Below are 25,114 nucleotides of genomic sequence, written 5' to 3'. Positions count from 1 at the left end.
GGGAGTCGTACCCGCCATGACCGAAGCACGCATACGGCACGGCGAGGGCTTGTCGCCCGGCACCTTCACGGCGGCGGGCGTCGCGAGCCTGGCTCTCGCCGCCTGGGTGAGCTGGAGCAACCTCCTGCTGTTGGTGTGGGGGCACGTGGTCCCCGACTGGGAGGTGAGCGGTGTTCTCTTCGTGCTCGCCCTCGCCCTGTGGTGGACCTTCCTCCGGGCGGCCGGACGGGCGCAGGCCCTGCGGCTCGCGGGGACACGAGCGAGGTGGGTGTCGCCGGTGAGCGCCTTGCTGATCGGCGTGGGGACGCTCGGCATCGCCTGGGGAGCGGTGGGCGACCTGGACGCGCGGTACTACGTGCTGCGCCCCACGGGACCCGGCGGCTGCACAGCCGTAGTACGGGAGACGTCGTTCCTCATGATCGGCAACGGCGAGGCGTACGCGGTGGGGCGCACCGGCCTGGCGCTGGGCGAGGCGGGCTCCTGGGTGGTCGACGACGGGTACCGGCCCATCGCCGACGGCGCGTACGAGTTGGACTGGGAGCAGGACGGCGGCCTGCTGGTGATCAGCGGTACGAGTACCGATCCGGTGCTCCGAGGAGCAATGACCGACATCGACTGCGGGTGGTGAGGCCGGCCACGCTCACCGGCTCACGGAAGTGAGCCCGGCGCCCGCCGTACGCCGGTGCAGGCCACCAGCGCGTCGCCGTCCTCGGTGAGGAAGACCATGTGGATCCACGCCCCGTCGGCTGCCGTGATCTGCCCGAGCCGCACCGGCCGGCCGTGCAGGCCGAGGAGCCGCACCGCCCGTTCCAGGCCCAGGGTCTCGACGCCCGTCCGGCGCGTGTGCCGGAGCCTGATCGCATAGGTGTGGGCGTACCGCTCGGCCGGCCACGTCCCGTCCCACACGACGTGGGCGGCGCCGCCCAAGAGGGCCTCCGAGGCGGCCACGGAGGCTTCGTCGTCGCCGGCCAGCAGCCGGACCAACAGTTCCCGGTGCTCGGCCTCGGCCTCGCCCCCGCTCATGCTCCCCGCTCACCCCCGTGCACCCACCACCGACCCGCCTCACGACCCCACCCACAAGCCGTCCCCAGAACCCCCAGCTCACAGCCCCCCGGCCAAACGAGTTACCACCCAAGCCGGGACCTCAGGCAAGATGGACTACATCTGCCCACTCCAGATTTCAAGCTGCCGGACGGTTTCTCTTGGCTGAGTACATCTACACCATGCGCAAGACGCGCAAGGCGCACGGCGACAAGGTCATCCTTGACGACGTGACGCTGAGCTTCCTGCCCGGCGCGAAGATCGGTGTGGTCGGGCCGAACGGTGCCGGTAAGTCCACCGTTCTCAAGATCATGGCGGGCATCGAGCAGCCCTCCAACGGTGACGCGTTCCTGTCACCCGGTTTCAGCGTCGGCATCCTCATGCAGGAGCCGGAGCTGGACGAGACCAAGACCGTCCTGGAGAACGTCCAGGACGGCGCTGCCGAGATCATGGGCAAGCTCAAGCGCTTCAACGAGGTCGCCGAGCTGATGGCGACCGACTACTCGGACGCGCTGATGGACGAGATGGGCAAGCTCCAGGAAGACCTGGACCACGCCAACGCCTGGGACCTCGACGGGCAGCTGGAGCAGGCCATGGACGCGCTGGGCTGCCCGCCCGGCGACTGGCCGGTCGTCAACCTCTCCGGCGGTGAGAAGCGCCGCGTCGCGCTCTGCAAGCTGCTGATCGAGGCCCCGGACCTGCTCCTCCTCGACGAGCCCACCAACCACCTCGACGCCGAGTCGGTGAACTGGCTGGAGCAGCACCTCCAGAAGTACGCGGGCGCCGTCGTCGCCGTGACTCACGACCGGTACTTCCTGAACAACGTCGCCGAGTGGATCCTCGAACTGGACCGCGGCCGTGCGATTCCCTACGAGGGCAACTACTCCACGTACCTCGAGAAGAAGTCCACGCGCCTCAAGGTCGAGGGCCGCAAGGACGAGAAGCGCCAGAAGCGGCTCAAGGAGGAGTTGGAGTGGGTTCGCTCCAACGCCAAGGGCCGTCAGACCAAGTCCAAGGCGCGCCTCGCCCGTTACGAGGAGATGGCAGCCGAGGCCGACAAGATGCGGAAGCTGGACTTCGAGGAGATCCAGATCCCGCCGGGCCCGCGTCTGGGCTCGATCGTCGTCGAGGTCCAGAGCCTCTCCAAGGCGTTCGGCGACAAGGTTCTCATCGACGACCTGAGCTTCACGCTGCCGCGTAACGGCATCGTCGGGGTCATCGGTCCCAACGGCGCGGGCAAGACCACGCTGTTCAAGATGATCCAGGGCCTTGAGACCCCGGACTCCGGCTCCATCAAGGTCGGCGACACCGTCAAGATCAGTTACGTCGACCAGAGCCGCGCCAACATCGACCCCAAGAAGTCGCTGTGGGCCGTCGTCTCCGACGAGCTCGACTACATCAACGTCGGCCAGGTCGAGATGCCGTCGCGGGCCTATGTGTCCGCCTTCGGCTTCAAGGGCCCGGACCAGCAGAAGCCGGCCGGTGTCCTCTCCGGTGGTGAGCGCAACCGCCTGAACCTGGCGCTGACCCTCAAGGAGGGCGGCAACCTGCTGCTCCTCGACGAGCCCACCAACGACCTCGACGTGGAGACCCTGTCGTCGCTGGAGAACGCGCTGCTCGAGTTCCCCGGTGCGGCCGTGGTCATCTCCCACGACCGCTGGTTCCTGGACCGGGTCGCGACGCACATCCTCGCGTACGAGGGCGAGTCGAAGTGGTACTGGTTCGAGGGCAACTTCGAGTCGTACGAGAAGAACAAGGTCGAGCGACTCGGTGCCGACGCGGCGCGTCCGCACCGCGCCACCTACAAGAAGCTGACCCGGGGCTGATCTTCTTGCGCCACATCTACCGTTGCCCACTGCGCTGGGCGGACATGGACGCGTACGGCCACGTCAACAACGTGGTCTTCCTCCGCTATCTGGAGGAAGCCCGTATCGACTTCCTGTTCCGCCCGGAGAAGGACTTCCAGCAGGGGTCGGTGGTGTCGCGCCACGAGATCGACTACAAACGCCAGCTCGTCCACCGGCACACACCGGTGGACATCGAGCTGTGGATCACCGAGATCAGGGCGGCGTCCTTCACCATCACCTACGAGGTGAAGGACGGCGACCAGATCTACGTCCGCGCCTCCACGGTCGTCGTCCCGTTCGACTTCGCAGTCCAACGCCCGCGCCGGATCACCGCCGAGGAACGCGAGTTCCTGGAGGAATACCGGGACGACGCCGAGGACGAGGCCGTCGCCGCATGACGGTCCTCCACCTCGCCGACGAAGGGGAGGCGGCGGACTTCGCGGCCTTCCTCTCCCGGCTGCTCCACTACGACCGCGGCGCCGCGGTCCGCCTCCAGGCGGCCGGCACGGCCCTCGCCGTCTTCGGGCGTCCGCCGTCCTTCGAGGTCCTCGCCATCCGCGCGGTACGCCTCGCCAAGCCGTACGAGAACGGTCTCGACGTCACCCTCGACGTGACCGTCTCCGCCGGTGAACTCCTGGAAACCCTCGACGAGTTGGCAGCCACGGCCGGCGTACCGGCCGCGGTGACCGGCCCGCCGTGGGCCGGCGTGCTGCCGCCCCGCCGCGGCTGGACCCCCGAGCTGGGCCTCCCCGGCCCGCAGGCACTGCGCGGGATGATCGCGGCCGGAGTCGCCGAATTCCGCTCCCGCACCCAGGAGTTGACCCCCGAGACCCGCACGCGCACCGAACTCGACCGCGTCGGGCGGGAGATCTGGTCCCGCACGGTCGGCGACACCTCACTGCCGGTACGCGCGGTCCACGCGGCCCAGTCGCTCGGATTCCTGCGCCCCGGCGGCGAGTTGGGCCTCTTCTCATCGGGAGCATGGCTACGGCTGCGCACGCCGTACGGCTCGATCGCCGTACGCAGGGCGGGAGTCGGGACGCTCGGCGTCAGCGTGCGCTGAGCGCGCCAACTCCCGGACCCTGTAAGGCGATCAGCCCGCCGTGTTCACCATCGAGGCGGCGGCGTACGTCAGGTAGTTCCACAACGTGTGCTCGTGCTCCTCGGACAGCCCGAGCTCGTCGACGGCGACCCGCATGTGCTTCAGCCAGGCGTCGTGCGCGGCCTGATCGACCTGGAACGGGGCGTGGCGCATCCGCAGCCGCGGGTGGCCGCGGTTGTCGCTGTACGTCGTCGGGCCGCCCCAGTACTGCATCAGGAAGAGGGCGAAGCGCTCCTCGGCCGGGCCCAGGTCCTCCTCCGGATACATGGGCCTCAGCAGCGGGTCCCCGGCGACGCCCTCGTAGAAACGGTGGACGAGGCGGCGGAAGGTCTCCTCCCCGCCGACCTGCTCGTAGAAGGTCTGCTCCTGAAGCGTGCCGCGCCGAATCTCTGTCACGCTCCCATGGTCTCAGACCGGGCGACGGAGGACTTCGGACCTACGACCGCTCGCCTCCCGGCCCCTACGGCAGGACAGTGGACGTATGAGCGCGCACGCTCTCGACAAAGACCTGGATGCCGTCGCCGTCTCCGCGCGGGCGGAACTGGTGCGGGCGATCGGGCTGAGCGGCGCCTGGGACACGGACCCGGGGTGGCGGGCGGCGTTCGCGTCGGTGCCGCGGCATCTCTTCGTGCCGTACTACTACGTCGGTGTCGAGGGCGGCTACGAGCGGCTGTGGGGCGGGAGCCCCGACCCGTGCACCCGGGAACGCTGGCTGCGCGGGGTGTACGCCGACGTACCGCTCGCCACGCGGTTGCGGGACGGGGAGCTGGTGTCGTCCAGCAGCCAGCCCTCGCTGATGGCACGGATGCTGGCCGAACTGCGGGTGACGGACGGCGCCCGGGTCCTGGAGATCGGCGCGGGGACGGGTTACAACGCGGCGCTGCTCGCCCACCGGCTCGGCGACGGACTGGTCACCACCGTCGACCTGGAACCGGAGATCACCGAGTCAGCGCGCACTCACCTAGCCGCCGCCCGACACCGCCCGACCGTGGTCACCGGCGACGGCTCCCGAGGAGTCCCCGAGCACGCCCCCTACGACCGGATCATCGCGACCTGCGCCCTGACGTCGATCCCGCGAGCCTGGCCGGCCCAGTGCACCCCCGGCGCCCGCATCCTGGCCCCCCTGGCCACCGGCCTGATCGCCCTCACCGTCCACGACGCCACGTACGCCGAGGGCACCTTCCTGAACACGGCCGCGTACTTCGTCCCCCTACGCGGCACGGAGCCCGCCGTGCAGGGCGAGATCCCGCACCGCTCCGGCGACCACGAACTACTCCGCTTCCTCCGGACCCTCACCCACGGCACGCTCGATCCGAGGGAGGCCCGCGACCTGTGGGAACGGGAAGGGAGGCCTGGGCGAGAGCGCTACGGCATCACGGTCACCGGTGTGGGGGCGAGGGCATGGCTGGACGCCCCGGAGAGCCCGCACACCTGGCCTCTCCGCTAACTACAGCGCCCCGAAAGGGGCGCGGGGAACTGCGCGACCAGCCACAACGGCGCCGCAGACGACAAACGACACGTCTTTAGCCCCGCCGAACCGTGATCGTCGTCCAAGCCCCCACGTGCACCCGATCCCCATCCTGCAACGGCACCGGCACAAACGGCTGAATAGGCTCCTCGCCACCATTCACCGTCGTACCGTTCGTCGAGTTCTGGTCGACGACCGCCCAACTCCCGTCCGGCTGCTGCACCAGCACCGCGTGCTGATGCGAGACACCCGGATCCTCCGGCGGCACCGACAGATCGATGTCGGGGGACTCGCCGGTGGAGTGGCGACGGCGACCGATGGTGATCTGGTTGCCGGTGAGCTGCCGCTGCTGCTCGGGCGAGTACGCGGGCAGGTTGAGCCCCGCGGCCTCCGGTCCCGAGCGCTGCATCATCGCCATGAAGTACTCGCGGTCCGGCCCGATCGTCGCCATCCACGTCGTCGGCTGCTGCTGGTACGCCTGACGAGGCGGGGGCGGGGCCTGGGTGGAACCGGGCTGCGGATAGCCGTAGCCGCCACCCTGACCGGGACCGCCGGGACCGCCAGGACCGCCCGGGGAGCCGGGGGTCGGCGGGGAGATCACCCAGTCGTCGTCACCGCCGCCGAAGGACGGGCCGCCCTGCTGCGGACGGTTCGTCTCCTGCGGGAACCCGGGCGGGGCCGGCGGGGCGGACTGCTGGAAGGCCTGCGGGGCGCCGCTGGTCGCGCCGGGGCCCGCGGGGGGCGTAGGTCCGGGCGGCGGCGGGATCGGCCGCGAGGGGTCGGGGCCGAAGCCCGAGGGACCCTGCGGGTTCGAGGGCTCGTTGCCGAACGGTCCGGGGGGACCCTGCCGCTCGCCGCCGAAGGCACCGGGGCGGCCCCCGCCGAACTCACCCTGGCCGGGGCGCTCGTTGCCGAACTGGCCGCCGGGACCCGGGGGTTGCTCGTTGCCGAACGGATTGGGCCGGCCGGACGGCTCGTTGCCGAAGGGCGAGGGCGAACCGGAGGCATCGTTGCCGAACGTCCGCGGCGGGCCGGACGGGTCGTTGCCGCCGAAGGGCGCGGGACCGCCACCCTGACGCTCACCACCGAAGCCCTGCGAGCCGCCGGGGCCGCCAGGCCCACCTTGCCGCTCGTTGCCGAAACCTTGCGCGCCCGGACCGCCGGGACCACCCTGGCCACCGGGTCCGCCTTGGCGTTCGCCACCAAAACCTTGCGAGCCTTGGCCACCGGGTCCACCGGGACCGCCCGGACGCTCGTTGCCGAAGCCTTGTGCGCCGGGTCCACCAGGACCGCCGGGCCCACCTTGCCGCTCATTGCCGAAGCCCTGCGAGCCGGGGCCACCAGGCCCACCCTGACCACCAGGTCCGCCGGGCCCACCTTGCCGCTCGTTACCGAAGCCCTGCGAGCCCGGACCACCCGGTGCACCGGGCCCACCCTGCCGTTCGCCACCGAAGGCACCGGGACCGTTCGGCCCACCAGGTCCACCGGGACCTCCAGGCCCACCAGGCGCTCCAGGTCGTCCCGCCGGGTCACTGCCGAACGGGGGTATGGGCTCAGCCGGCCGGTTCATCTGCGACGGTCGCGACCCCTGGTACTCGTAGGGGTCACTGCCGTACGACGGACCGGGACCCGGACCGGGCGGCGGAGGCTGCTGCTGGAAGCGGGACGCCGGGCTCGGGCCGGGGCCCGGTCCGGGCGTCGAGGGGCGCGGGGCGGCCGGGGTGTACGACGTCGCCGTGTTCGTGAGGAAGTTCCACCGGCACTCCTCGCAGAACGGCGCACCGCCCTCGCGGGGCGTGCGGCACTGCGGGCAGAGCTCCGCCTCGGCGGACGGGCCGCGGCCGGGCGCGGGCGGCGGAAAGCCGTAGCCGCCGCCGGGGGGCGGGGGAGGGGGCGGGGGCACGGCACCGGCCATGCGGTGACCGCAGACCTCGCACCAGTCGTCGGAACCCGACTGGTGTCCGTTCGGGCAGGTCGGCATGTCGGCGCGTCCCCCTTTCGCACAGGGTCGTTCTCGGTCTCACGGAGTGGTGCTGGTTAGGTCACTTCTTTACACGAACAGTCTTTGTGGACCGTGTCTCGAGAGTCATCTCGTCGGCCTCCGCGACCTTCGCCTTCAGTCGCACAGTACCCGCCGCGGCGTCGACCACGTCCACCACCTTCGAAAGCAGTTTCGCAGTATCCGCGTTTCCGGAGACGCTGGCGAGCTGAACAGCCCGTCCTAGTTTGGCCGTTGCTCCATCGACATCACCCGATTTGCGGAGATCGAGGCCTTGTTGGATGGCTTGTGCCAGTTCGGCCTGGCCGGTGTAGTGCGCGACCTGCGGGTTGATGGACGTGGAGGCCACCATGTCGTCGGTCCACACGGCCTTCACCAGCCCCTGAGCGCCCAGGTTTTGGGTGCTTCCGTCGGGCTGCGGGACGACGAGTGAGACCCGCGCGGCCAGCATCTCCTGGCCGATGCCGGCCTCGGGGACCTCGACGCACACGTGGTAGTCACGGGACTCGTCTCCCCAGGACCCGGTGGGGTAGTCCCCGGCGCGGGGCCCCGCTTCGGTGCGGCGGTCGGTCAACTCCTCGACCCTGGGCGCGACTTGCTTGACGAATTTGATGGCCGTGCCCACCGGCGTCCACAGTCGCAGCGCGACGTCCGCGACCTCCTTGCCCATCGCCGTCTCCATCATCTTGGTGAAGTCGGCGGAGAGAGCGGCCGGGTCGGCGACGATGTCGGCGGTGCCGAGCAGCGCGGAGGCGATCCCTGTGACTTCTTTCACTTCCCAGTCGGTGCCGACGCCCCGCGCGTCACAGGTGAAACGTCCGGCGCAGGAGCCGAGGGCCGCCTTCAGGTCCTCCGGCGCCTCGTGCTCGTTGCGGCCGTCGGTCAGCAGGATGCCGTGGCGTATGGAGACGTCCGCCGAGGACAGCAGCCGGTCGGCGAGCCGCAGCCAGGTGCCGATGGCGGTGCCGCCGCCCGCGCTCAGCTTGCGCAGCGCGTGCTTGGCCTGCTCGCGGGTGGTGGCATCGGCGACCGCGAGCCGCCCGCTGCCCGGATAGACCTCCTTGGCGACATGCGTGCCGCCGATCACCGCGAAGTGCACCCCGTCACGCAGGGTGTCGATCGCGGCGGCCGTGGCGTCCCGCGCGTTGCGCATCTTGGTCGGCGGGTAGTCCATCGACCCCGAACAGTCGACCATGATCGCCACGGCCGCGTCCGGGCCCTGCCCGGCCGAGTACAGATGGGGCGCCGCGACCGGGCTCCCGATGGTGCCGCCGCCGGTCGAGGTCACCGTGACGATCGCGTTGACCTCACGCCCGCCCTCCGGCAGGTACTCGTTCTGGTACACGTCGACCGAGAACTGTGGCACGTTCGACTTCGAGAAATTGGCCATGCCTACTCTGATCCCCCTCAAGTACCCCACCTGAATGGGGCGATGACTATGTGCGGACCGGTCCCCACCGGTCCGAGGCCGTCCCCGTTAGTTATGTGGCCTCAGCCGATTACTGCCCCTTGCGGCGGTACCGGGAACGGTACGACGGCCACTGTTACGTTGTCGTGGCCCCCGCCGTCCAGCGCGTGGCCGACCAGGACCTGGGCACTGTGCAGCGGGCGGACCATGGCGTCGGGGGGGACGACCTCGGCCATCTCCTCGGCGGACTCCGCGTAGTTCCACAGTCCGTCCGTGCACACCACCACTACACCCGGCCGGTCCGGCTTGAAGGAAGCCGTGTGCGGCTCCAGTTCGTACGCGTCCGCGCCGAGCCAGCCGGTGATCGCGTGGGCGCGCTCGTCGGCGTAGGCCTCCGCCTCGTTCATCAGGCCCGCGGCGACCATCTGCGCCGCCCACGAGTCGTCCTCGGTGAGCCGGGCCGGCGGTGAACTGCGGTCCACCGGGATCCAGTAGGCGCGGCTGTCGCCGACCCAGCCGACGACCAGGAGGGTCGGGGTGACGATGGAGGCGACCAGGGTGCAGGCCGGCGCGTTCTGGTGCGGGGCGTGCTCGCGGGCCGTCGCGGGCTCCTGGGCAAGGGAGTTGACCGCGTGCGAGGCCGCGATGATCGCCTCGTGCATCGCCGCCTGCGGATGCGTGCCCTGCGGCAGCGCGGCCAGCAACGCCTCACCGGCCTGCCGCGAGGCGGCCAGCGAGGCCGCGTCGGGCCGCGTCGCCGAGGACACCCCGTCACACACGACCGCGACCAGCGCGGGCGCCCCGTCGGGCAGCAGGCACTGTCCTACGGCGAAGGCGTCCTCGTTGCGGTGGTGCCGCAGCCCGCGGTCGCTGACCGCCGCGAGCGGGCCCAACTCCTCTTCCATGTGGTCGCGTTCGCGGGGCTGGGCGTGCCCGCAGTTCTCGCAGTAGCCGTCCGGGTCCACCCGGCCCGAGCGGCAGGCCACGCACACCTTGACGCCCTCGCCCGCGGTCGGCGGATCGGCGGCGACCCGCGGGTCCGGCGCCTGCAGCGGGTACTCGTCGGGCTCCGGCGGCCGGTCGAACCGTACGCCCGTGGCCGGGGAGACCGGTGAACCGGTGGGCGGCAGCGGGGCGTTGGACGGCAGGGGGGTGCCGCCCGAGTCGGTGCCGGCCAGGTCGGTGGGCAGATGGACCGTCGGCGAGGTCTCGGCGCCCTCCGGCTGGGGTACCACGGGCCAGTTCACGTCCGCTGCCTCCTCGGGTGGGAGCGGCACCGCGCCGTTCATGGTGAGCGTCGGGTGGTCGTCCGGCGGCGCGGGCACGGCGGACAGGTCGTATCCGCACGCACCGCAGAAGCGGTCACCCGATTCGAGCGGCTCTTCGCAGCTCGGGCAGGCGGCGAGCTGGGGCATCTGCGACATCAACTACACCCACGTCCGGGGGCGGTAACGGTTGGCTCGTTCCACCAGGTCGATCCTCTCCTCGCCGTCCCGTGCCAGCCGGGCCAGCGTGCGGTACGAACGCTCCAGGCCGAAGCGGAGTCCCCGCTCGTCCAGCTCGCTGCCGAGCAGCTCCCGCCGCGTGAGCGGCACGGAACCCTGGCCTCCGGAGAGTATCCAGTCGAGGGCGCGGCCGAGGACCTCGGCCGACAACCGCTCGCGCCGGACGGCGTCCAGACCGTATCCCTCCAGCGCTTCCACCTGTCCGGCGGCCGCGGTCAGATCGTCCAGGAACGGCGTGTCGTCGGCCGTCGCGGCCCGCTCCCGAAGCCGCGCCCGTACGGCGGCCACGCGCGCGGCCGTGTAGTGGATGGACGCCTCGGGCACCGATTCCAGCGTCCGTACGGCGCCCGGCCGGTCGCCGGTCGCGAACTGGACGCGGGCCAGGCCGAAGGCCGCGCTCACATAGCTCGGGTCGGTCGACCACACCAGCCGGTAGTACTCGGCCGCGTTGTCCAACTGCCCCAGCACCTCGGCGCACAGGCCCAGCGCCAGCTTCGGCGCGGGCTCGCCCGGGAAGGCGTCGTAGATCGCGTCGAAGGACAGCGCGGCGGCCTCGTAGTCACGGGTCGACAGCGCGGCCACGCCCGTGTACCAGACCACCCGCCAGTCGTCGGGCCGCTCGTCCTCCAGCTTCGCCAGGGCGTCCAGCGCGGTGTACGAGTCGCCGTTCTCCAGCCACGCGCGGATCTGCCGCAGCCGGGTCTCCACGGACGGCGACGGCGCCGATGCGAGCGCACCGAGCAGTTCGGTCGCCGCGGTCGCCATCAGGCCCGCCAGGAAGCCCGCGTTGGGGTCGGTCGGGTCGACGTGCGGAACGGGCAGCGCGAGGGCCACGGCGGGGGAGTCGACCTGCTTGACGGTGCTCGGCGCGCTGCCGTTGAGCGCGGTCAACACCGGGCCGCCGGTGGGCCGTTCAGCAAGTGCCGTGCCGGTGCGGGCACTTGAGGTCCGCTTCGGCGGCTGGGCCGCTCTCGCCCCCAGCAGGGACACGTCCCCGTCCAGCTTGGGGAACAACTCCGTGTCCGTGACCTTGAGTTCGGGGCCGAACAGGGTGGACAGCGCCGGGCGGGCCCGGCCGGTCTGCAGCGAGACGACCTCGCGCAGGACGCCCGTCAGCTGCTCGGCCATCTCCTGCGCGGAGGCGAACCGGCGGGCCGGGTCGGGGTCGGTGGCGCGGACCAGGAGCCGGTAGAACGACTCGTAGCGGCGGAAGACCTCGATGTTGTCCGGGTCGGGCAGGGAGTCCACGAAGATGTTCGTGTAGCCCTGGAAGTCGAAGGTCATCACCGCGAGGGTGCGGGCGACCGTGTACAGGTCGCTCGCCACCGACGGGCCGACCTCCGCGACCTCCGGCGCCTGATAGCCCACCGTGCCGTAGATGGCCGACTCGTCGTCGTCCATCCTGCGCACCGCGCCCATGTCGATCAGCTTGAGCTGGTCCTCGGTCTGGATCGCGTTGTCGACCTTGAAGTCGCAGTACAGCAGGTTGCGGCTGTGCAGGTGGCCGAGCGCCTCCAGGGCCTCGATGCCGTACGCGCAGGCCTGCTCCACCGGCAGCGGATCGCGCTTCCCGCTTTCCGTACGGCGGTCGTTGGCGATCTCCTTGAGGGACTTGCCGCCGACGTACTCCATGACGATGTACCCGTCCAGCGAACCCGTCCGCTGGTCGAGGTGCTCCACGAAGTTGTAGATCCGCACGATGTTGGCGTGCTCGATCTCGGCGAGGAAGCGCCGCTCGGAGATCGCGGCCTCCATCGCGTCCTGGTCGCCGGTGTCGAGGAGGCCCTTGAGGACCACCCAGCGATCGGAGACCGCGCGGTCCACGGCGAGATAGACCCAGCCGAGACCGCCGTGCGCGAGACAGCCCACGGTCTCGTACTGGCCGTGCACGATGTCGCCGGCTTCGAGCTTGGGCGTGAACGAGTACGGGTTGCCGCACTTGGTGCAGAAGCCCTCCGTGCGCCCAGGGCTGTCGCCGCGGGAACGCCCCACCGGCGCGCCGCAGTCCGAGCGCGAGCAGAACCGCTTGCGCTCGGGCACCTCCGGGTTCTCCAGGACCATCTCGCGCGGGTCGGGCCGCGGCACCCCCGGCACCTGCACCAGACCGACCCCGAGCCGGCCCCGGCTGGAGGTCCCCGACGACGAACCCGAACTGCGCACCGACACCGAACGGCCCGTGGAGCGGCCCGACTCCGAGCGCGAGAGCCGCCCCGACACCGAGCGCCGCGACTTCGCCGACTGCGACGACGTACGCGAACTGCGGCTGCTGGTACGGGAACTGGCGCTGCCCGCACCCCGCGAGCCCTTACCGCTGGTCATCCCGGTGGGCGGTGAGCCGATCGCCCCGGACGCCGACACCGCCGGCGCCAGACCGCACGTGTCGCAGTACAGCTCGCCGCCGCCGACGTCCTCGTACGAGCCCTCGCAGCCCGGCCGTTGACACTTCCGCTGTGTCTCACTCATGACCGACCCCGCTTCTCCCTCGTCACTCACGCGCCCGGCCCCCTCTGGTCCTCGGGACCGCCCTGCGGCTGTGTCCGCGGAGCGTTGAACTGCTCGGCCGCCGCGTGCTGGTAGCGCAGCACCGCCTGTTCGGCGACGCGCAGGTCGCAGGGCGCGCTCCACAGCATGCGGCGGGCCGCGTCGTACCGCTCGATCAGCAGCGGGTCCTCCGCGAGGCCGTGCCGGGCGACCTTCGCCTTGTACGCGTCGAGGCGGCCGCGCAGCTCCGCGCGGACCGCTAGCGGCTGGGTGACCGCGGTCAACGACTCGCGGGCGCGCAGCAGTTCGTCCTCCGCCTTCTGCTCCAGGGACTCCAGGAGCGGGGACAGACGGTGCCACTGGGCGTGTCTGCGGTACTCGGCGGCCGTCGACAACTGCTCCTGCAGTACGGTCGGCGGTCCGCTGACGGCCGGCACCTCCGTGGCGGCGATCTTCGCGAGGACCTCACCGCGCGCGGTGCGCGCCTCGGCGAGCGTGCGGTCCGCGCGGGAGAGCACGTCCCGCAGCTTCACCAGCCGCGCCTCCGCGTCCTGCCGGACGGTCAGTACGGCGTCGATCTCGCGGCGCACGTCCTCCAGGGCGCGCGCCTCCCGGTCGTAGACCGTGGTGTCCGGGCGGCCGCCGCCGGGGGCCGAACTGCCCTGCGCCCGCACCCAGTAGGCCAGCGGGTCGGAGATGACCCGCTCGCGCAGCTCGGTCAGGGTGCTGGTGATGCGCTCCAGGTCGTCGCCCGCCGGGTGTTCGCCCGGGCGGACGCCGACGGAGTGGGCGAGCTGGCGGGTGCGCTGCAACTCCGCGGCCAGTAAATCGATCCGGGCGGGCAGCGCCGACCACACCGCGTCGGAGGTGACGACCATGTCCAGCGAGTTCGCGTACAGGTCGTTCATCTCGTCGACGAGCGAGTTCAGCGAGAACTGGTGGCTCAGCTTGCTCGAACCGCCGGTCAGCGTCGGCATGTTGGCCGTCGCCGCGGTGGATCCGGCGACCGTGACGGACTCGCCGCGCAGCAGCTCGGTCAGCTCGACCAGGTCCTCACGGCTGGACCAGCGGCGCCGGGAGCGGATGCTCTGGGCGGCGTGGAACGCGTCCGTGTAGGCGTCGAAGTACGCCCACAGCAGCGTGATCGACGCGTCCGTGGACGCCCAGCGCTCCTTGGTCGTGCCGGTCAGCTCGGCGCCTTCGAGGAGTCTGCGGCCCGCGTGGTCCTGGAGGGCGAGGAGCGAGGTCTCGATGGCCTCGTGCTCCGCGCCGAGCCGCGCCAGCGCACGGTCCACCTCGTCCCGGTCCATTACCGGCCCGGGGGGTCCCGTGACGCCGCCCATCGATCACCTCTCGCTGCGTTGTGTTCTGTCGGAAGTCCGTTGTGTCGTTCGGTTGTTGACGGTCCGTCACTTGTAGTGCGGGATGGGCGGGTCGGCGGACGGCGAGTCCTTGCCCAGGGTGGGCAGCAGCCATTTCGTGTAGGACGCGTGCCAGCCGTCGGGGCCGGTGCTGGTGCGGTAGGTCTCCAGTATTCGGTTGACCCGCTGGACCAGGTCGGTGGCGCTCTTGTTCATCGCCACGCCGTAGTACTCGGTGGTGAAGGGGGCGCCCTTCAGCTCCACCGTCGGGTCCTGCGCGGCCTGGCTCGCGGCGAGCGCGCCGTCGGTCACCACCGCGTCCGCCTGGCCGAGTTGGAGCTCCACCAAGCAGTCGAGCTGGTTCGGGACGGGCTCCAGGATGTCGACCGTGGCGGGGATCTTGTGGCCCTTGTCCGCGCGCAGACGCGTGTTCGCTATGGAGGTCGCCGCCGAGCAGACCCTCTTGTGGGCGAGGGTGTTGTCGTAGCCCTTGATCGTCGACACCTTCGGGGCGAGGACCTGCTGGCCGGTGACGAAGTACGGCGCGGAGAAGGCGACGTCATCGGTCCGGAGGCAGGTGATCGTCATGGTGCGGACCACCATGTCGACGCGCTTCTGCTGGACCGCCGGGATGCGCTGGTCGGTCGGGATGGCCAGGAGATGCACCTTGCTCGCGCTGTAGGAGCTGCCGAAGATGTTCTTGGCGATGGCGTGCACGAGGTCGATGTCGAAGCCCTCCAGCTCGCCGGAGCTGTTCGGGTTGAGGTAGCCCCACCGGTAGCTGTTCTGGTCGACGCCCACTTTCAGGTAGCCGCGCTCCTTGATGGCGTTGATCGTGGTGCCGTCGGCGTCCGACGGGGGCGGGCTCTGGTCCTGGACCGTGCTCTCCTGGCACTTGGCGGCCTTGGCCTGGATGCCCTGGGCCGTGCCCTGTCCGCCGAGGTCCGCGCCGGCCTCCCCGCGTGACTGGGTGAGCGGCAGCAGCAGGACGAAGGCGAGCGCGAGGACGCAGACGACCGCCATCGCACCCACCCCGCCCCAGCCCCGCAGACCGGCCCGCACACGTCGTACAGCGCTCAGGCGGCGAAAAAAGTCACTCCGTGCCCGCATCGTCACGCCCCCTTTCACCGGTACTCCGACAGCCGGCGCCCGATGCCCAGTACGGCACCGGCCGCACCGAGCGCCGCGAGCACCGCGGCGCCCACGGTGAGGCCGGTCATCGCGTCCAGGCCGTCACCGGCGGACTGCTTGAACTCTTCCGTCTCGTGCGTCAGAGCGAGGTTCAGCGAGTCGTCCACCGACGTGAAGCACTCGGCCGTCGACTTGCCGTCGCCGATGACACCTTGGCGCGCGGCCTGGTAGTCGCCGTCGTTGTTGTCTTTGCTGACCTGGCCGTGGCGGGACTTCCACACCAGCATGGACTTGTTGGCGACCGCGACCGGCTCGCGGCCCGCGGAGTCGTCGGCGAGCGAGTCGGCCACTTTCAGGCCCTTGGCCAGCGCCGTGAGCTGCCGGTTGTACTCCCAGTCGTAGGTGTCCACGACCCGCTTGTCCGGGAGGGTCGTCGTCTCCGAGCCGCGGCTGACCAGGATGAGGTTCTCGTCGCTGCGTGCCTTGAGGGAGGCGATGCGGGCGTCGTGCAGCACGGTGAGCGACTTGACCCCGTGGTCGTAGGAGTCGTTGAGGCCCGCGCGGGCGACGGTGTGGCCGACGACCACCCACAGCAGGACGACCGCGGTGGCGGCCGAGGCGGCGACCAGGCCGTGGTTCAGGACCCGGTTCGTGCGCTGGTAGTTGCGCCGCTGGGCGTAGGCCAGGCCGCCGAGCGCGACGAGTCCGAGGGCGATCGCGAACCAGGGGTACGGCGTCGCGTTCCCGTAGTCGGTGTTCAGCCGCGCGTTCTCGTTCTTGTAGAGGTCCTGGGCCTTCGGGAGCATCTTGTTCTGCATCATGTCGTTCGCGGCACGCAGATAGGCGCCGCCCACCGGGAAGCCCTGCCGGTTGTTGGCGCGGGCGGACTCGACCAGGCCCTTGTACTGCGGCAGCAGTTCGTTGAGCTGCGTGATGTAGGTCGCGGACGACGAGCCCGGGTCGGTGTTGGCGGCCGCCGTGACCAGCTTCGAGGCGGCCCTCTTGATGTCGGCCTCGTACGTCTGGCGGGTCGCCTGCGTCTCCTGCAGACCCGCCAGATAACCGGTGGCCGCCATCGTGTTGGCATCCGCGAGCGAGCGGTAGATGTCCGCCGCGTCGGAGCTGAGCGGCTGGCTGCGGTGGAGCACGTCGTCGGCCGCCGTGGCCCGGCTGTCGGTCTGCCAGGCGGTGACCACGCCGAACGCGATCACCAGCACGGCCAGCAGCGCGCCGAGGGCCCGCAGCCGGCCCGGCTCGGTGGTGGCCGCCGCGCGCAGCCGGTCGACGCCCTCGGCGAACGCCGTACGGCGCGCGGGCGCCGCGTCCGGCGTACGCCGGGGCGTGGGCGCCCCCGACCGGCCCGACTGCGGCGGCAGCACCGGCATCGTGGGCACGGCGGTGCCCGGTGGCGCCGTACTTGTCTTCGGCGGTTCTGTCACTGCTGACCTCCCCCAGGGTCATCCCGTCGGCGCAAGTATCGCCGCCAGGACTGACATTCCGCACCGGTCTTCACTGGATCTTGATCGGATCGCAGCGCGGTGACCGGATTTCCGGCACCACACAACGCCCCGCACCGCCCCCCTGTCCATGAATACGCCGTGGGAATCTGTTCGGTTCCCGGGCGTCAGTGCTCGTAATACGCCCTGGCCCGCGCATGTGCCTCGGCCGGGGCGCCCACGTGGTCCAGGCCCAGCAGCACGGACCCGAGGACCGGCCGCGCGGTGACGACCGTGGCCACCGCCTTGGGCGCCTTGGCGGCCAGCAACTCCCTTATACGGTCGTCCAGTTGGGGATGCCGGGCGGCGAGCACGCTGCCGCCGAGCAGCACCGGCGCCTCCTCGTCGAGCAACTCCAGGCGGCTCAGCGCGACCGTCGCCATCGCCACGACCTCCTCCGCCATCCGGTCCACGATCGACCGGGCCACCGGGTCGCCGTCCACCGCCGTCGCGAACAGCACAGGTGTCAACTCGTGCCGACGGTGGTGCTCGACGTGTTCGAGATGCAGGGCCTCGATCAGGTCGTACATCGAGTCCAGGCCGAAGTACGCGGGCAGCGTGCGCGCCAGGGCCGTAGGACCGCCGCGGCCGTCCTCCGCGCGGGCCGCGTGCCACAGGGCCTCCTCCGCCAGGCCCCAACCGCCGCCCCAGTCACCGGAGATACGGCCGATCGCCGGGAAGCGGGCGGTGCGGCCGTCGGGCCGCATGCCGACGCAGTTGATGCCGGCCCCGCAGACCACGGCGACTCCGCGCGGTTCGGTGATGCCGGCCCGCAGGATCGCGAAGGTGTCGTTGCGGACCTCCACACTCGTGCCCCACGCGCGTGCGTGCAGCGCGGCGGCCAACTGCTCCTCCTCCACGGGGAAGTCGGCGTTGGCGAGACAGGCCGACACATGGTCGACCGCGCTCACTCCCGCCTCCGCGAAGGCGCGGGCGACGGCTTCGGCGACCTTGTCCACGGCCGTCCCGATGCCCACGACCGGAGGCCGGAACCCGCCGCCGCGCGCGGTGGCGAGGATCTCCCCGTCGGCCGCCACGACCGCGACGTCGGTCTTGCTGTTGCCCGCGTCGATGGCGAGGACACTTGCGGTCAGGCCCACGCGAGGTGCTCCCGGTTGTGCGCGATCAGCTGGTCGGTCAGGGCTTCGGCGTACTCGTACTGGCCGATCAGGGGATGCGAGAGCAGCGCCCGGAACACCCGGTCCCGGCCCCCGCGCAGCGCGGCTTCCAGGGCGAGGTCCTCGTAGGCCGTCACGTTGGCCATCAACCCCGCATACAGCGGATCAACTTCCGCCACGGCAAGGGGAGTCGCACCCTTGGCGCCGACGGCGGCCTGCACCTCGATCACCGCGTCGTCCGGCAGGAACGGCAGCGTCCCCTTGTTGTACGTGTTCACCACCTGGTAGGGACTGCCACCCCCGCCGAGCAGCGAGGCGGCCAGGTCCACGGCGGCCTCGGAGTAATAGGCCCCGCCGCGCTTGGCGAGCAGCGCGGGCTTCTCGTCGAGGGCCGGGTCGGCGTACATCTTCAGCAACTCACGTTCCATCTCGGCCACTTGGGAGGCCCGGGACGGCTTGGTGCGCAGTTCCCGTACGACCTCGTCGTGCGCGTAGAAGTAGCGCAGGTAGTACGACGGGACGACGCCGAGCCGGTCGAGCAGGACGCGGGGCAGGCTCAGGTCGGCGGCGATGTCGTCGCCGTGTTCGCCGAGCAGCTTGGGCAGTACGTTCTCGCCCTCGGGACCGCCGAGCCGCACACCGGTTTCCCAGGTGAGGTGGTTGAGGCCCACATGGTCGAGGTGCACATCGGCCGGGGTGACCCCGAGGAGTCCGGCGAACTTCCGCTGGAAGCCGATCGCCACGTTGCACAGGCCGACTGCCTTGTGTCCGGCCTGGAGCAGCGCACGGGTCACGATCCCCACCGGGTTGGTGAAGTCGATGATCCACGCGTCCGGGTTCGTACGCCGGACCCGCTCGGCGATGTCGAGAACGACCGGTACGGTCCGCAGCGCCTTGGCGAGGCCGCCCGCGCCGGTCGTCTCCTGGCCGACGCAGCCGCACTCCAGCGGCCAGGTCTCGTCCTGCTCGCGGGCCGCCTGCCCGCCGACCCGGAGCTGGAGCAGCACCGCGTCGGCGCCCTCGACACCGGCGTCCAGGTCGAACGTCGTGACGATCTTGCCGGGGTGCCCCTGCTTGGCGAAGATCCGGCGGGCCAACCCGCCCACCAGCTCCAGGCGTTCGGGTGCCGGGTCGACGAGGACGAGTTCCTCGACGGGCAGGGTGTCCCGCAACCGGGCGAAGCCGTCGATGAGTTCGGGTGTGTAGGTCGAGCCTCCGCCGACCACGGTGAGTTTCACTGGAGGTTTCCTCGCTTCCGGGCGCCGGGGACGCTCTTTATCTGCCGGGGGTCCGGCCCGCCGCGGAGCGGCAATTGGGGGCAGCGTCCCCCGGGAAGGCACTGCATACCTGGTTAACCCTTCACTCCGGTGAGCGTGACGCCCTCGACGAACGCCTTCTGGGCGAAGAAGAACACGAGGATCACGGGGGCCATGACCAGCACGGTCGCGGCCATGGTGAGATTCCAGTCGGTGTGGTGCGCGCCCTTGAACGACTCCAGGCCGTAACTCAGCGTCCAGGCACCGGGGTTCTCGGACGCGTAGATCTGCGGCCCGAAGTAGTCGTTCCAGGCGTAGAAGAACTGGAAGAGCGCCACGGCCGCGATACCGGGCTTGGCCATCGGCAGCACGACCCGCACGAGCGTCTTGAACTCGCCGCAGCCGTCGACCTTCGCCGCGTCCAGGTACTCGTTCGGGATGGTCATCAGGAACTGCCGCAGCAGGAAGATCGAGAACGCGTCCCCGAACGCCATCGGGATGATCAGCGGCCACAGCGTGCCCGAGAGGTCCAACTGCTTGGCCCAGAACAGGTACATGGGGATGATCACGACCTGCGGCGGCAGCATCATCATCGAGATGACCAGCATCAGCGACAGATTCCGGCCCCGGAAGCGGAACTTGGCGAGCGCGTACGCCACCGGGATCGACGACACGACGGTCAGGACGGTGCCGAGACCGGCGTAGATCAGCGTGTTCTTCCACCAGGTGAGGAAGCCCGGGGTGTCGAAGACCTTCCTGTAGTTGCCCCACTCCCAGGTGTGCGGGATCAGGTCACGGCTCAGGGCCTGGCTGTCGCTCATCAGCGAGGTCAGGAACACGAACACGAAGGGGAGCGTGAAGAAGAGCGCGGCGGCGACGCCGAGCGAGTGGACCGCGATCCACTCCATGAGTGCCTTGCGGCGGGCGGTGCGCTCGGCGGGGGTCACCGGCGCCCTCAACTCCACTGGTTTGTCGAGTACTTGGGCCATGGTCAGTCACCTGCCAGGTTGAGGCCGCCCCGGCGCCGCATCAGGAACGCGGTGAACACCATCGACAGGGCGAACAGGACGAGTGCCACCACGCAGGCCGAGCCGTAGTCGAAGCGCTGGAAGCCGAGGTTGTAGACGAGCTGGGGGAGGGTGAGCGTGGACTTCTCCGGGTAGCCGGGCTCGAACTGTGTACCGGCGCCCTGGATCACGCCGGACGCGACCTTCCCGGCGATGAGGGGCTGTGTGTAGTACTGCATGGTCTGGATCACGCCGGTGACGACGGCGAACATCACGATCGGCGAGATGTTGGGCAGCGTGACGTACCGGAACCGCTGCCAGGCCGAGGCGCCGTCCAACTCGGCTGCCTCGTACTGCTCCTGGGGTACGTCGAGCAGCGCGGCCATGAAGATGACCATGAGGTCGCCGATGCCCCAGAGGGCGAGCAGGGTGAGCGCCGGCTTGGACCAGGTGGGGTCGTTGAACCAGCCCGGGGCCGGGATGCCGACCTTCTCCAGGAGCGAATTGACGGGCCCGGTACCGGGGTTGAGGAGGAACGCGAAGGCCATCGTCGCGGCGACCGGCGGCGCGAGATACGGCAGATAGAACAGCGTCCGGAAGACGCCGGTCGCCGTCTTGATCTTGGTGATCAACAGCCCGACGCCCAGGCCGAATACAACCCGGAGACTGACCATCACCACGACCAGCCACAGGGTGTTGCGCATCGCGGGCCAGAAGTACGGATAGTTCTTGAAGACGTACGTCCAGTTCTTCGTCCCCACCCACGTCGGCGGCTTGAAGCCGTCGTAGTGCATGAACGAGAAATAGACCGTCGAGATCAGCGGATACGCGAAGAAGACCGCGAAGCCGATCAGCCAGGGCGACATGAAGGCGAGGGTGCGAAGCGCCTGTTTCCGCTGTTTCGCGGCGAGGCCGGGCGGGCGGTGCTTCTTCGCCAGAGTAACTGTGCTCATTCCGGGGCTACTTCGCCTGCGCGATGTCGGTGTCGATCTGCTGGGCCGTGCTCTTCAAGGCGGAGTCCAGGTCCTTCACCTTGCCGCTCTCGTAGTCGTAGCCGAGGTTCTGGATCGTCGTCAGATACACACCGCCGTTGATGGAGGCGGGACTTGTCGTCGAGTACTGGTTCGACGCGATGTCCAGGAACGTCTTGAAGCGCGGGTCGTACTTCAGCTTCGGGGACTTGAGGGCCGCGAGGGTGGAGGGCACGTTGTGGATGCCGTTGGAGAAGTTCACCACCGCGTCCGTGTCCGTGGTGATGTACTTGACGAACTCCCAAGCGGCGTTCTGCTTCTTGCTGTTGGCGGCGATGCCGGTGATCGTGCCGGTGATGTAGCCCTTGCCGTACTGGGCGACCTGGTCGTCCGGCACGGGCAGCGGGGCAACTCCGATGTCCAGCTTGGGGTTTGCGGCCGTGGCCATTCCCAGCCGCCACTCACCGTCGAGCTGCATCGCGACCTGGCCGGTGTGGAAGGGATGCTTGTCGCCCCACTCGTCGCCGAGCGTGGAGCGGTAGCTCTCCAGCTTCTTGAAACCGCCGAGTTCGTCGACGAGCTTCTTCTGGAGGGTGAAACCGGCCTTGAACGCGGGGTCGGTCGCGAGCGCCGACTTCCCGCTCTTGTCGAAGTACGTCGGCGAGAACTGCGCGAAGAGGTGCTCGGTGGTGCTCTCCCAGCCGTGGTAGTTCGGCATGAACCCGAGCTGCGAGTACGAGTCACCCTTGCTGATCGTCAACTTCTTGGCGTCGGCCTCGAATTCGGACCAGGTCTTGGGCGGGCTGGTGATGCCGGCCTTCGCGAACTCCGTCTTGTTGTAGTAGAGCCCGTACGCGTCGCCCAACAGGGGGGCGGTGCAACGGTTTCCGTCGAACTGGGTGTACTCGTTCATCGCCTTCGGGAACGTCGTCTCCGGGTCGATGTTCGCCTTCTTGAAGAAGGGGTTGAGATCGACGAGGGCCCCTGACGAACAGAACTTGCCGACGTTGTTCGTGGTGAACGACGAGATCACGTCGGGCGATTTACCACCACCCGTGCGCAGCGCCTGGTTGATCTTGTCGTCGGTCATGTTGCCGACGACGTTCACGTGGATGTTGGGATGCGCCTTCTCGAACCCGGCGACCAGCGACTTCACGGCGCTCAGCTCGGAGGCAGCACTCCAGGCGTGCCAGAAGTTGATGGTGACGTCCTTCGAGGCGTCGTCGGAGGCACCGGACGAGGCCTGGCCGGTACAGGCGGTGGTGAGCAGGGCGAAGGAGGCGGAGGCGGCGAGGACGACAGCCGCTTTCCGGGACGTTTTGGTCGTTTTCCGGGAAGTTCCGGGCATGGCGAGGTCTCCCAAGGGCGGGGCGGGGTGTGGTGGTTGGGGAAGCCGGGTGGTTCGAGGTGGGCCGAAGTCGGTCTGGGGGAACCGGAGTCGGCCGTGCGGGAAGTGGGATCAGCGGGAGGTGTCGAAGACCTCGTCGCGGGTGGTTGCCAGTGCGCTCTCCAACGCGCCGCGCAGCACGGGGTGTTCATGGACGTCGCCGACGACGAGCCGGGGCCGTGATGCCGCCAGCTCCTCCAACTCGGCCTGGACGAGGGCGCGGAGAGGTTCGCCGCCCGCGGCCAGTGAGCCACCGCTGAGGACGACGAGTTCGGGGTCGAGGACGGAGACGAGCGAGGCGAGACCGGTCGCGAGGTGGGTCGCGTAGATCTCCAGGAGCCGCCGCTGGGGGCCGGTGGTGTGGTCGGCGGCGGACGCGACGAGGGCGGCGGCGACCTCGGCGTAGGAACCCGTCGGGATCTCGGTGATGCCGAGTTCGCGGGCGAGCCCGGGCAGGGCCTGTGAACCGGCCAGGGCCTGGTAACCACCGCTGTTGGCCTTGGTCACCTGGCGGACCAGGGGTGCGCCCGGCACCGGCAGGAAACCGACCTCGCCCGCACCGCCGGTCCAGCCGCGGTGCAGTCGGCCGCCGAGGACCAGGGCGGCGCCGAGACCGCCCTCGTTCCACAGCAGCACGAAGTCGCCGTGCCCGCGCGCCGCACCGAGCCGCTGCTCGGCGATGGCGACGAGGTTGACGTCGTTCTCGTACTCCACCGGCATCGGCAGCGCGGCGGCGAGTTCGTCGAGCAGGGCGGGGGAGTGCCAGCCCGGCAGGTGGGAGGCGTAGCGCAGCCGGCCGGTGTTGGGGTCGAAGGCGCCGGGTGTGCCGATGACGAGCCGGTGGACGTCGTCCCGCGCGAGCCCGGCGGCCTTCACGGCCCCGTCGAGGGCGTCGGTGACCTGCCGTACGACGGGCTGGGCGGGCCGCCGACCCGGGGTGGCGAGCTCGAATTCCCCCACCGTCCGACCGGTGACGTCGGCGACGGCGGCGCGGATGCGCTCCGGCGTGACGTCGAGCCCGGCGGCGTACGCGGCACTCGGATTGACCACGTACAGCTGGGCGTTGGGACCCGGCCGCCCCTCACTCGTCCCGGTGGCGAGCACGAGCCCCGCCGCCTCCAGCCGGGCCAGCAGCTGGGAGGCGGTCGGCTTGGAGAGGCCGGTGAGCTTGCCGATCCGGGTGCGGGAGAGCGGGCCGTGCTCCAGGAGGAGGTCGAGGGCGGCGCGGTCGTTCATGGCGCGCAGGACGCGGGGGGTGCCCGGGGTGCCGGTGCCCGGGGTACCGGAGGTTCCAGCCATGTCTTACGCCACCTGCCTTTCGAACTCCCGAACCACACAGCGTGTCACGTGATCACTGTTAGGAAAGTTTCCAATTGGGTGGGAGGAACGTAAGCCCGGGACGAAGGGGGCGTCAATAGACACCGCCCCCGAGGCAACAGACTCGTTACCTGGGGGGCGGTGGGGGCGGCGAGGGAGGGCCGGGTGTTGCCCGGCGTCCTACTTGACGTCGATGAAGTCACCGGCGGCGGTGGCCGCGCCGGTGGTGGCGGTGCCGGCGAAGACGTAGCGGAAGTAACCGTCCTTGGACGCCTTGACGGTCGTCTTCAGGGCGCCGCTCTTGCCGGTGGTGACCGTCTTGACGGTGGTGTAGGTGCTCGAACTCTTCGCCCGGAACTGCAACTTGGCGGGCTGGGACACATAGCCGGTGTACTTGCCGCTCTCCCAGTCGGCCCGGGTCAGCGCGCCGGTGACCGTGATGGTCCTGCCCTTCTTCACCGGCTCCGGGGAGGCGTTCGCGGTGAGCTTGGCGGCGCGCTGGATCTTGACCTTGCCCTTGTTGCCCCAGGCCGCGAAGTCGGTGGAGTAGCTGATCTGGTCGTCCGAGTCGTCCATGTCGGCGTCGATGTGGGCGTAGACGCCGGCGACGTTCCAGGTGGTCGCGTCGGCCGTCTCGAACAGGCTGTCCCCGGGCTCGATCGTGATCGTGTCGGAGCAGGACGCGGTGACGGTTGTGTCCGTCGTCGCGGTGGTCGTGCAGGTCGGGGTCGTGTCGGCGTCGATCTCGTTGTCGAAGGCCGCGAGCGCGCCACGGTAGAGCATGATCCCGGCGAACGTCGTCTTGTAGTCGATCGTCACGTCGGACGGCCGCGTCAGCGTGTACGTGACGGGCACCTTCACCGTCGCGGTCGTCCCTACGACGATCGCCTTCCCCTTGTTGACCGTCACCCCGCTGAAGACCAGGGCCGGAGTAGCGGCCTGCGCGAGCGGCGCGGCCAGCCCGGTCAGGGCCAGGGCACCGGTCATCGCGGCGCCGATGGCGAGTTTTCTCATTCGTGTCCCCACATTCGAAACGGACCCCTGGGCGTTGCGCTCCAGAACAAGGGCCCGTCGTAGGGCGACCTTAGGCATGGCGAGCCTGCGATGAAAATGAGTTGAGCCTGTGAAGGTGATCGCATCACGGCTTCGTCACGATGGGTAAAGTCGCAGGTGAGGGCGGGTGGCGGGGAATTTGGTGATGTGCCGGAATTGTGAGGCC

At 70.0% G+C, this 25,114-nt stretch carries 21 protein-coding genes; 5 read left to right on the top strand and 16 right to left on the bottom strand.

All coding sequences use genetic code 11. From position 1 onward, the window contains the following. Positions 1-16 precede the first annotated feature (16 nt). Entirely contained in the window at positions 17-628 is a 612-nt protein-coding gene (locus tag OG588_RS17310) for a hypothetical protein (protein ID WP_405948082.1), read from the top strand. 20 nt (positions 629-648) lie between these two features. Here OG588_RS17310 and OG588_RS17305 read toward each other — a convergent pair whose 3' ends face one another. After that, the gene (locus OG588_RS17305; RefSeq protein ID WP_405948081.1) at positions 649-1,023 is read right to left on the bottom strand and encodes a hypothetical protein; all 375 of its coding nucleotides are present in this window, start codon (positions 1,021-1,023) and stop codon (positions 649-651) included. Between the two features lie 179 nt (positions 1,024-1,202). Between OG588_RS17305 and ettA the strand changes: the two genes are divergently transcribed. From ettA to OG588_RS17290, 3 genes are read left to right on the top strand one after another with little or no spacing between them, the layout of a single operon-like run. Continuing rightward, the gene (ettA, locus tag OG588_RS17300; protein WP_405948080.1) at positions 1,203-2,867 is read left to right on the top strand and encodes an energy-dependent translational throttle protein EttA; all 1,665 of its coding nucleotides are present in this window, start codon (positions 1,203-1,205) and stop codon (positions 2,865-2,867) included. Between the two features lie 5 nt (positions 2,868-2,872). Beyond that, entirely contained in the window at positions 2,873-3,286 is a 414-nt protein-coding gene (locus OG588_RS17295; RefSeq protein ID WP_405948079.1) for an acyl-CoA thioesterase, read from the top strand. Continuing rightward, positions 3,283-3,951, top strand: a complete 669-nt coding sequence (locus OG588_RS17290; RefSeq protein WP_405948078.1) for a hypothetical protein — start codon at positions 3,283-3,285, stop codon at positions 3,949-3,951. The genes OG588_RS17295 and OG588_RS17290 overlap by 4 nt, the downstream gene beginning before the upstream one ends. 30 nt (positions 3,952-3,981) lie before the next feature. Here the strand turns inward: OG588_RS17290 and OG588_RS17285 are convergent, their stop codons facing one another. After that, the gene (locus OG588_RS17285; RefSeq protein ID WP_019065202.1) at positions 3,982-4,386 is read right to left on the bottom strand and encodes a globin; all 405 of its coding nucleotides are present in this window, start codon (positions 4,384-4,386) and stop codon (positions 3,982-3,984) included. Between the two features lie 85 nt (positions 4,387-4,471). On the opposite strand from OG588_RS17285, the gene OG588_RS17280 reads away from it, so the two are divergent. Then, a complete protein-coding gene (locus OG588_RS17280; protein WP_405948077.1) occupies positions 4,472-5,437 on the top strand; it encodes a methyltransferase domain-containing protein in 966 nt (321 codons plus the stop codon). A gap of 76 nt (positions 5,438-5,513) precedes the next feature. On the opposite strand, the gene OG588_RS17275 is transcribed toward OG588_RS17280, so the two are convergent. From OG588_RS17275 to OG588_RS17210, 14 genes are all read right to left on the bottom strand, one after another. Next, positions 5,514-7,439 (bottom strand): FHA domain-containing protein, encoded by a 1,926-nt coding sequence (locus tag OG588_RS17275; RefSeq protein WP_405948076.1) that lies wholly within the window; start codon positions 7,437-7,439, stop codon positions 5,514-5,516. A 61-nt stretch (positions 7,440-7,500) separates the two neighbouring features. Further along, on the bottom strand, positions 7,501-8,847 hold the full coding sequence (locus OG588_RS17270; protein WP_405948075.1) for a vWA domain-containing protein: 1,347 nt from the start codon (positions 8,845-8,847) through the stop codon (positions 7,501-7,503). Positions 8,848-8,948: 101 nt separating this feature from the next. After that, positions 8,949-10,292 (bottom strand): PP2C family serine/threonine-protein phosphatase, encoded by a 1,344-nt coding sequence (locus OG588_RS17265; protein WP_019065206.1) that lies wholly within the window; start codon positions 10,290-10,292, stop codon positions 8,949-8,951. Next, positions 10,293-12,833, bottom strand: coding sequence for a tetratricopeptide repeat protein (locus OG588_RS17260; RefSeq protein WP_405948074.1), 2,541 nt, complete (start codon positions 12,831-12,833; stop codon positions 10,293-10,295). 26 nt (positions 12,834-12,859) lie between these two features. Beyond that, complete coding sequence (locus tag OG588_RS17255) at positions 12,860-14,161, bottom strand: hypothetical protein (protein ID WP_405948073.1); 1,302 nt, start codon at positions 14,159-14,161, stop codon at positions 12,860-12,862. A 99-nt stretch (positions 14,162-14,260) separates the two neighbouring features. Beyond that, positions 14,261-15,322 (bottom strand): glutamate ABC transporter substrate-binding protein, encoded by a 1,062-nt coding sequence (locus tag OG588_RS17250; RefSeq protein WP_405948072.1) that lies wholly within the window; start codon positions 15,320-15,322, stop codon positions 14,261-14,263. A gap of 14 nt (positions 15,323-15,336) precedes the next feature. Then, positions 15,337-16,782: a hypothetical protein gene (locus OG588_RS17245; protein ID WP_405948071.1), complete on the bottom strand. Its 1,446-nt coding sequence runs from the start codon at positions 16,780-16,782 to the stop codon at positions 15,337-15,339. Positions 16,783-16,967: 185 nt separating this feature from the next. Further along, the gene (locus OG588_RS17240) at positions 16,968-17,939 is read right to left on the bottom strand and encodes an N-acetylglucosamine kinase (protein WP_405948070.1); all 972 of its coding nucleotides are present in this window, start codon (positions 17,937-17,939) and stop codon (positions 16,968-16,970) included. Next, positions 17,930-19,195 (bottom strand): 6-phospho-beta-glucosidase, encoded by a 1,266-nt coding sequence (locus OG588_RS17235; RefSeq protein WP_405948069.1) that lies wholly within the window; start codon positions 19,193-19,195, stop codon positions 17,930-17,932. The genes OG588_RS17240 and OG588_RS17235 overlap by 10 nt, the downstream gene beginning before the upstream one ends. 113 nt (positions 19,196-19,308) lie before the next feature. Then, on the bottom strand, positions 19,309-20,202 hold the full coding sequence (locus tag OG588_RS17230) for a carbohydrate ABC transporter permease (protein WP_019065642.1): 894 nt from the start codon (positions 20,200-20,202) through the stop codon (positions 19,309-19,311). 2 nt (positions 20,203-20,204) lie between these two features. Beyond that, positions 20,205-21,173, bottom strand: a complete 969-nt coding sequence (locus OG588_RS17225) for a carbohydrate ABC transporter permease (RefSeq protein WP_266768747.1) — start codon at positions 21,171-21,173, stop codon at positions 20,205-20,207. A gap of 7 nt (positions 21,174-21,180) precedes the next feature. Next, on the bottom strand, positions 21,181-22,539 hold the full coding sequence (locus OG588_RS17220) for an ABC transporter substrate-binding protein (protein ID WP_405948068.1): 1,359 nt from the start codon (positions 22,537-22,539) through the stop codon (positions 21,181-21,183). A 111-nt stretch (positions 22,540-22,650) separates the two neighbouring features. After that, positions 22,651-23,877, bottom strand: coding sequence for an ROK family protein (locus OG588_RS17215; protein ID WP_405948067.1), 1,227 nt, complete (start codon positions 23,875-23,877; stop codon positions 22,651-22,653). A 198-nt stretch (positions 23,878-24,075) separates the two neighbouring features. Beyond that, positions 24,076-24,909, bottom strand: coding sequence for a hypothetical protein (locus tag OG588_RS17210; protein WP_405948066.1), 834 nt, complete (start codon positions 24,907-24,909; stop codon positions 24,076-24,078). Between the last annotated feature and the right edge of the window lie 205 nt (positions 24,910-25,114).

Origin of the sequence: Streptomyces prunicolor (assembly GCF_045162825.1) — a bacterium.
In the GTDB taxonomy this organism is placed as follows: domain Bacteria; phylum Actinomycetota; class Actinomycetes; order Streptomycetales; family Streptomycetaceae; genus Streptomyces; species Streptomyces prunicolor.
This window is presented reverse-complemented; position numbering and strand designations above follow the sequence as displayed.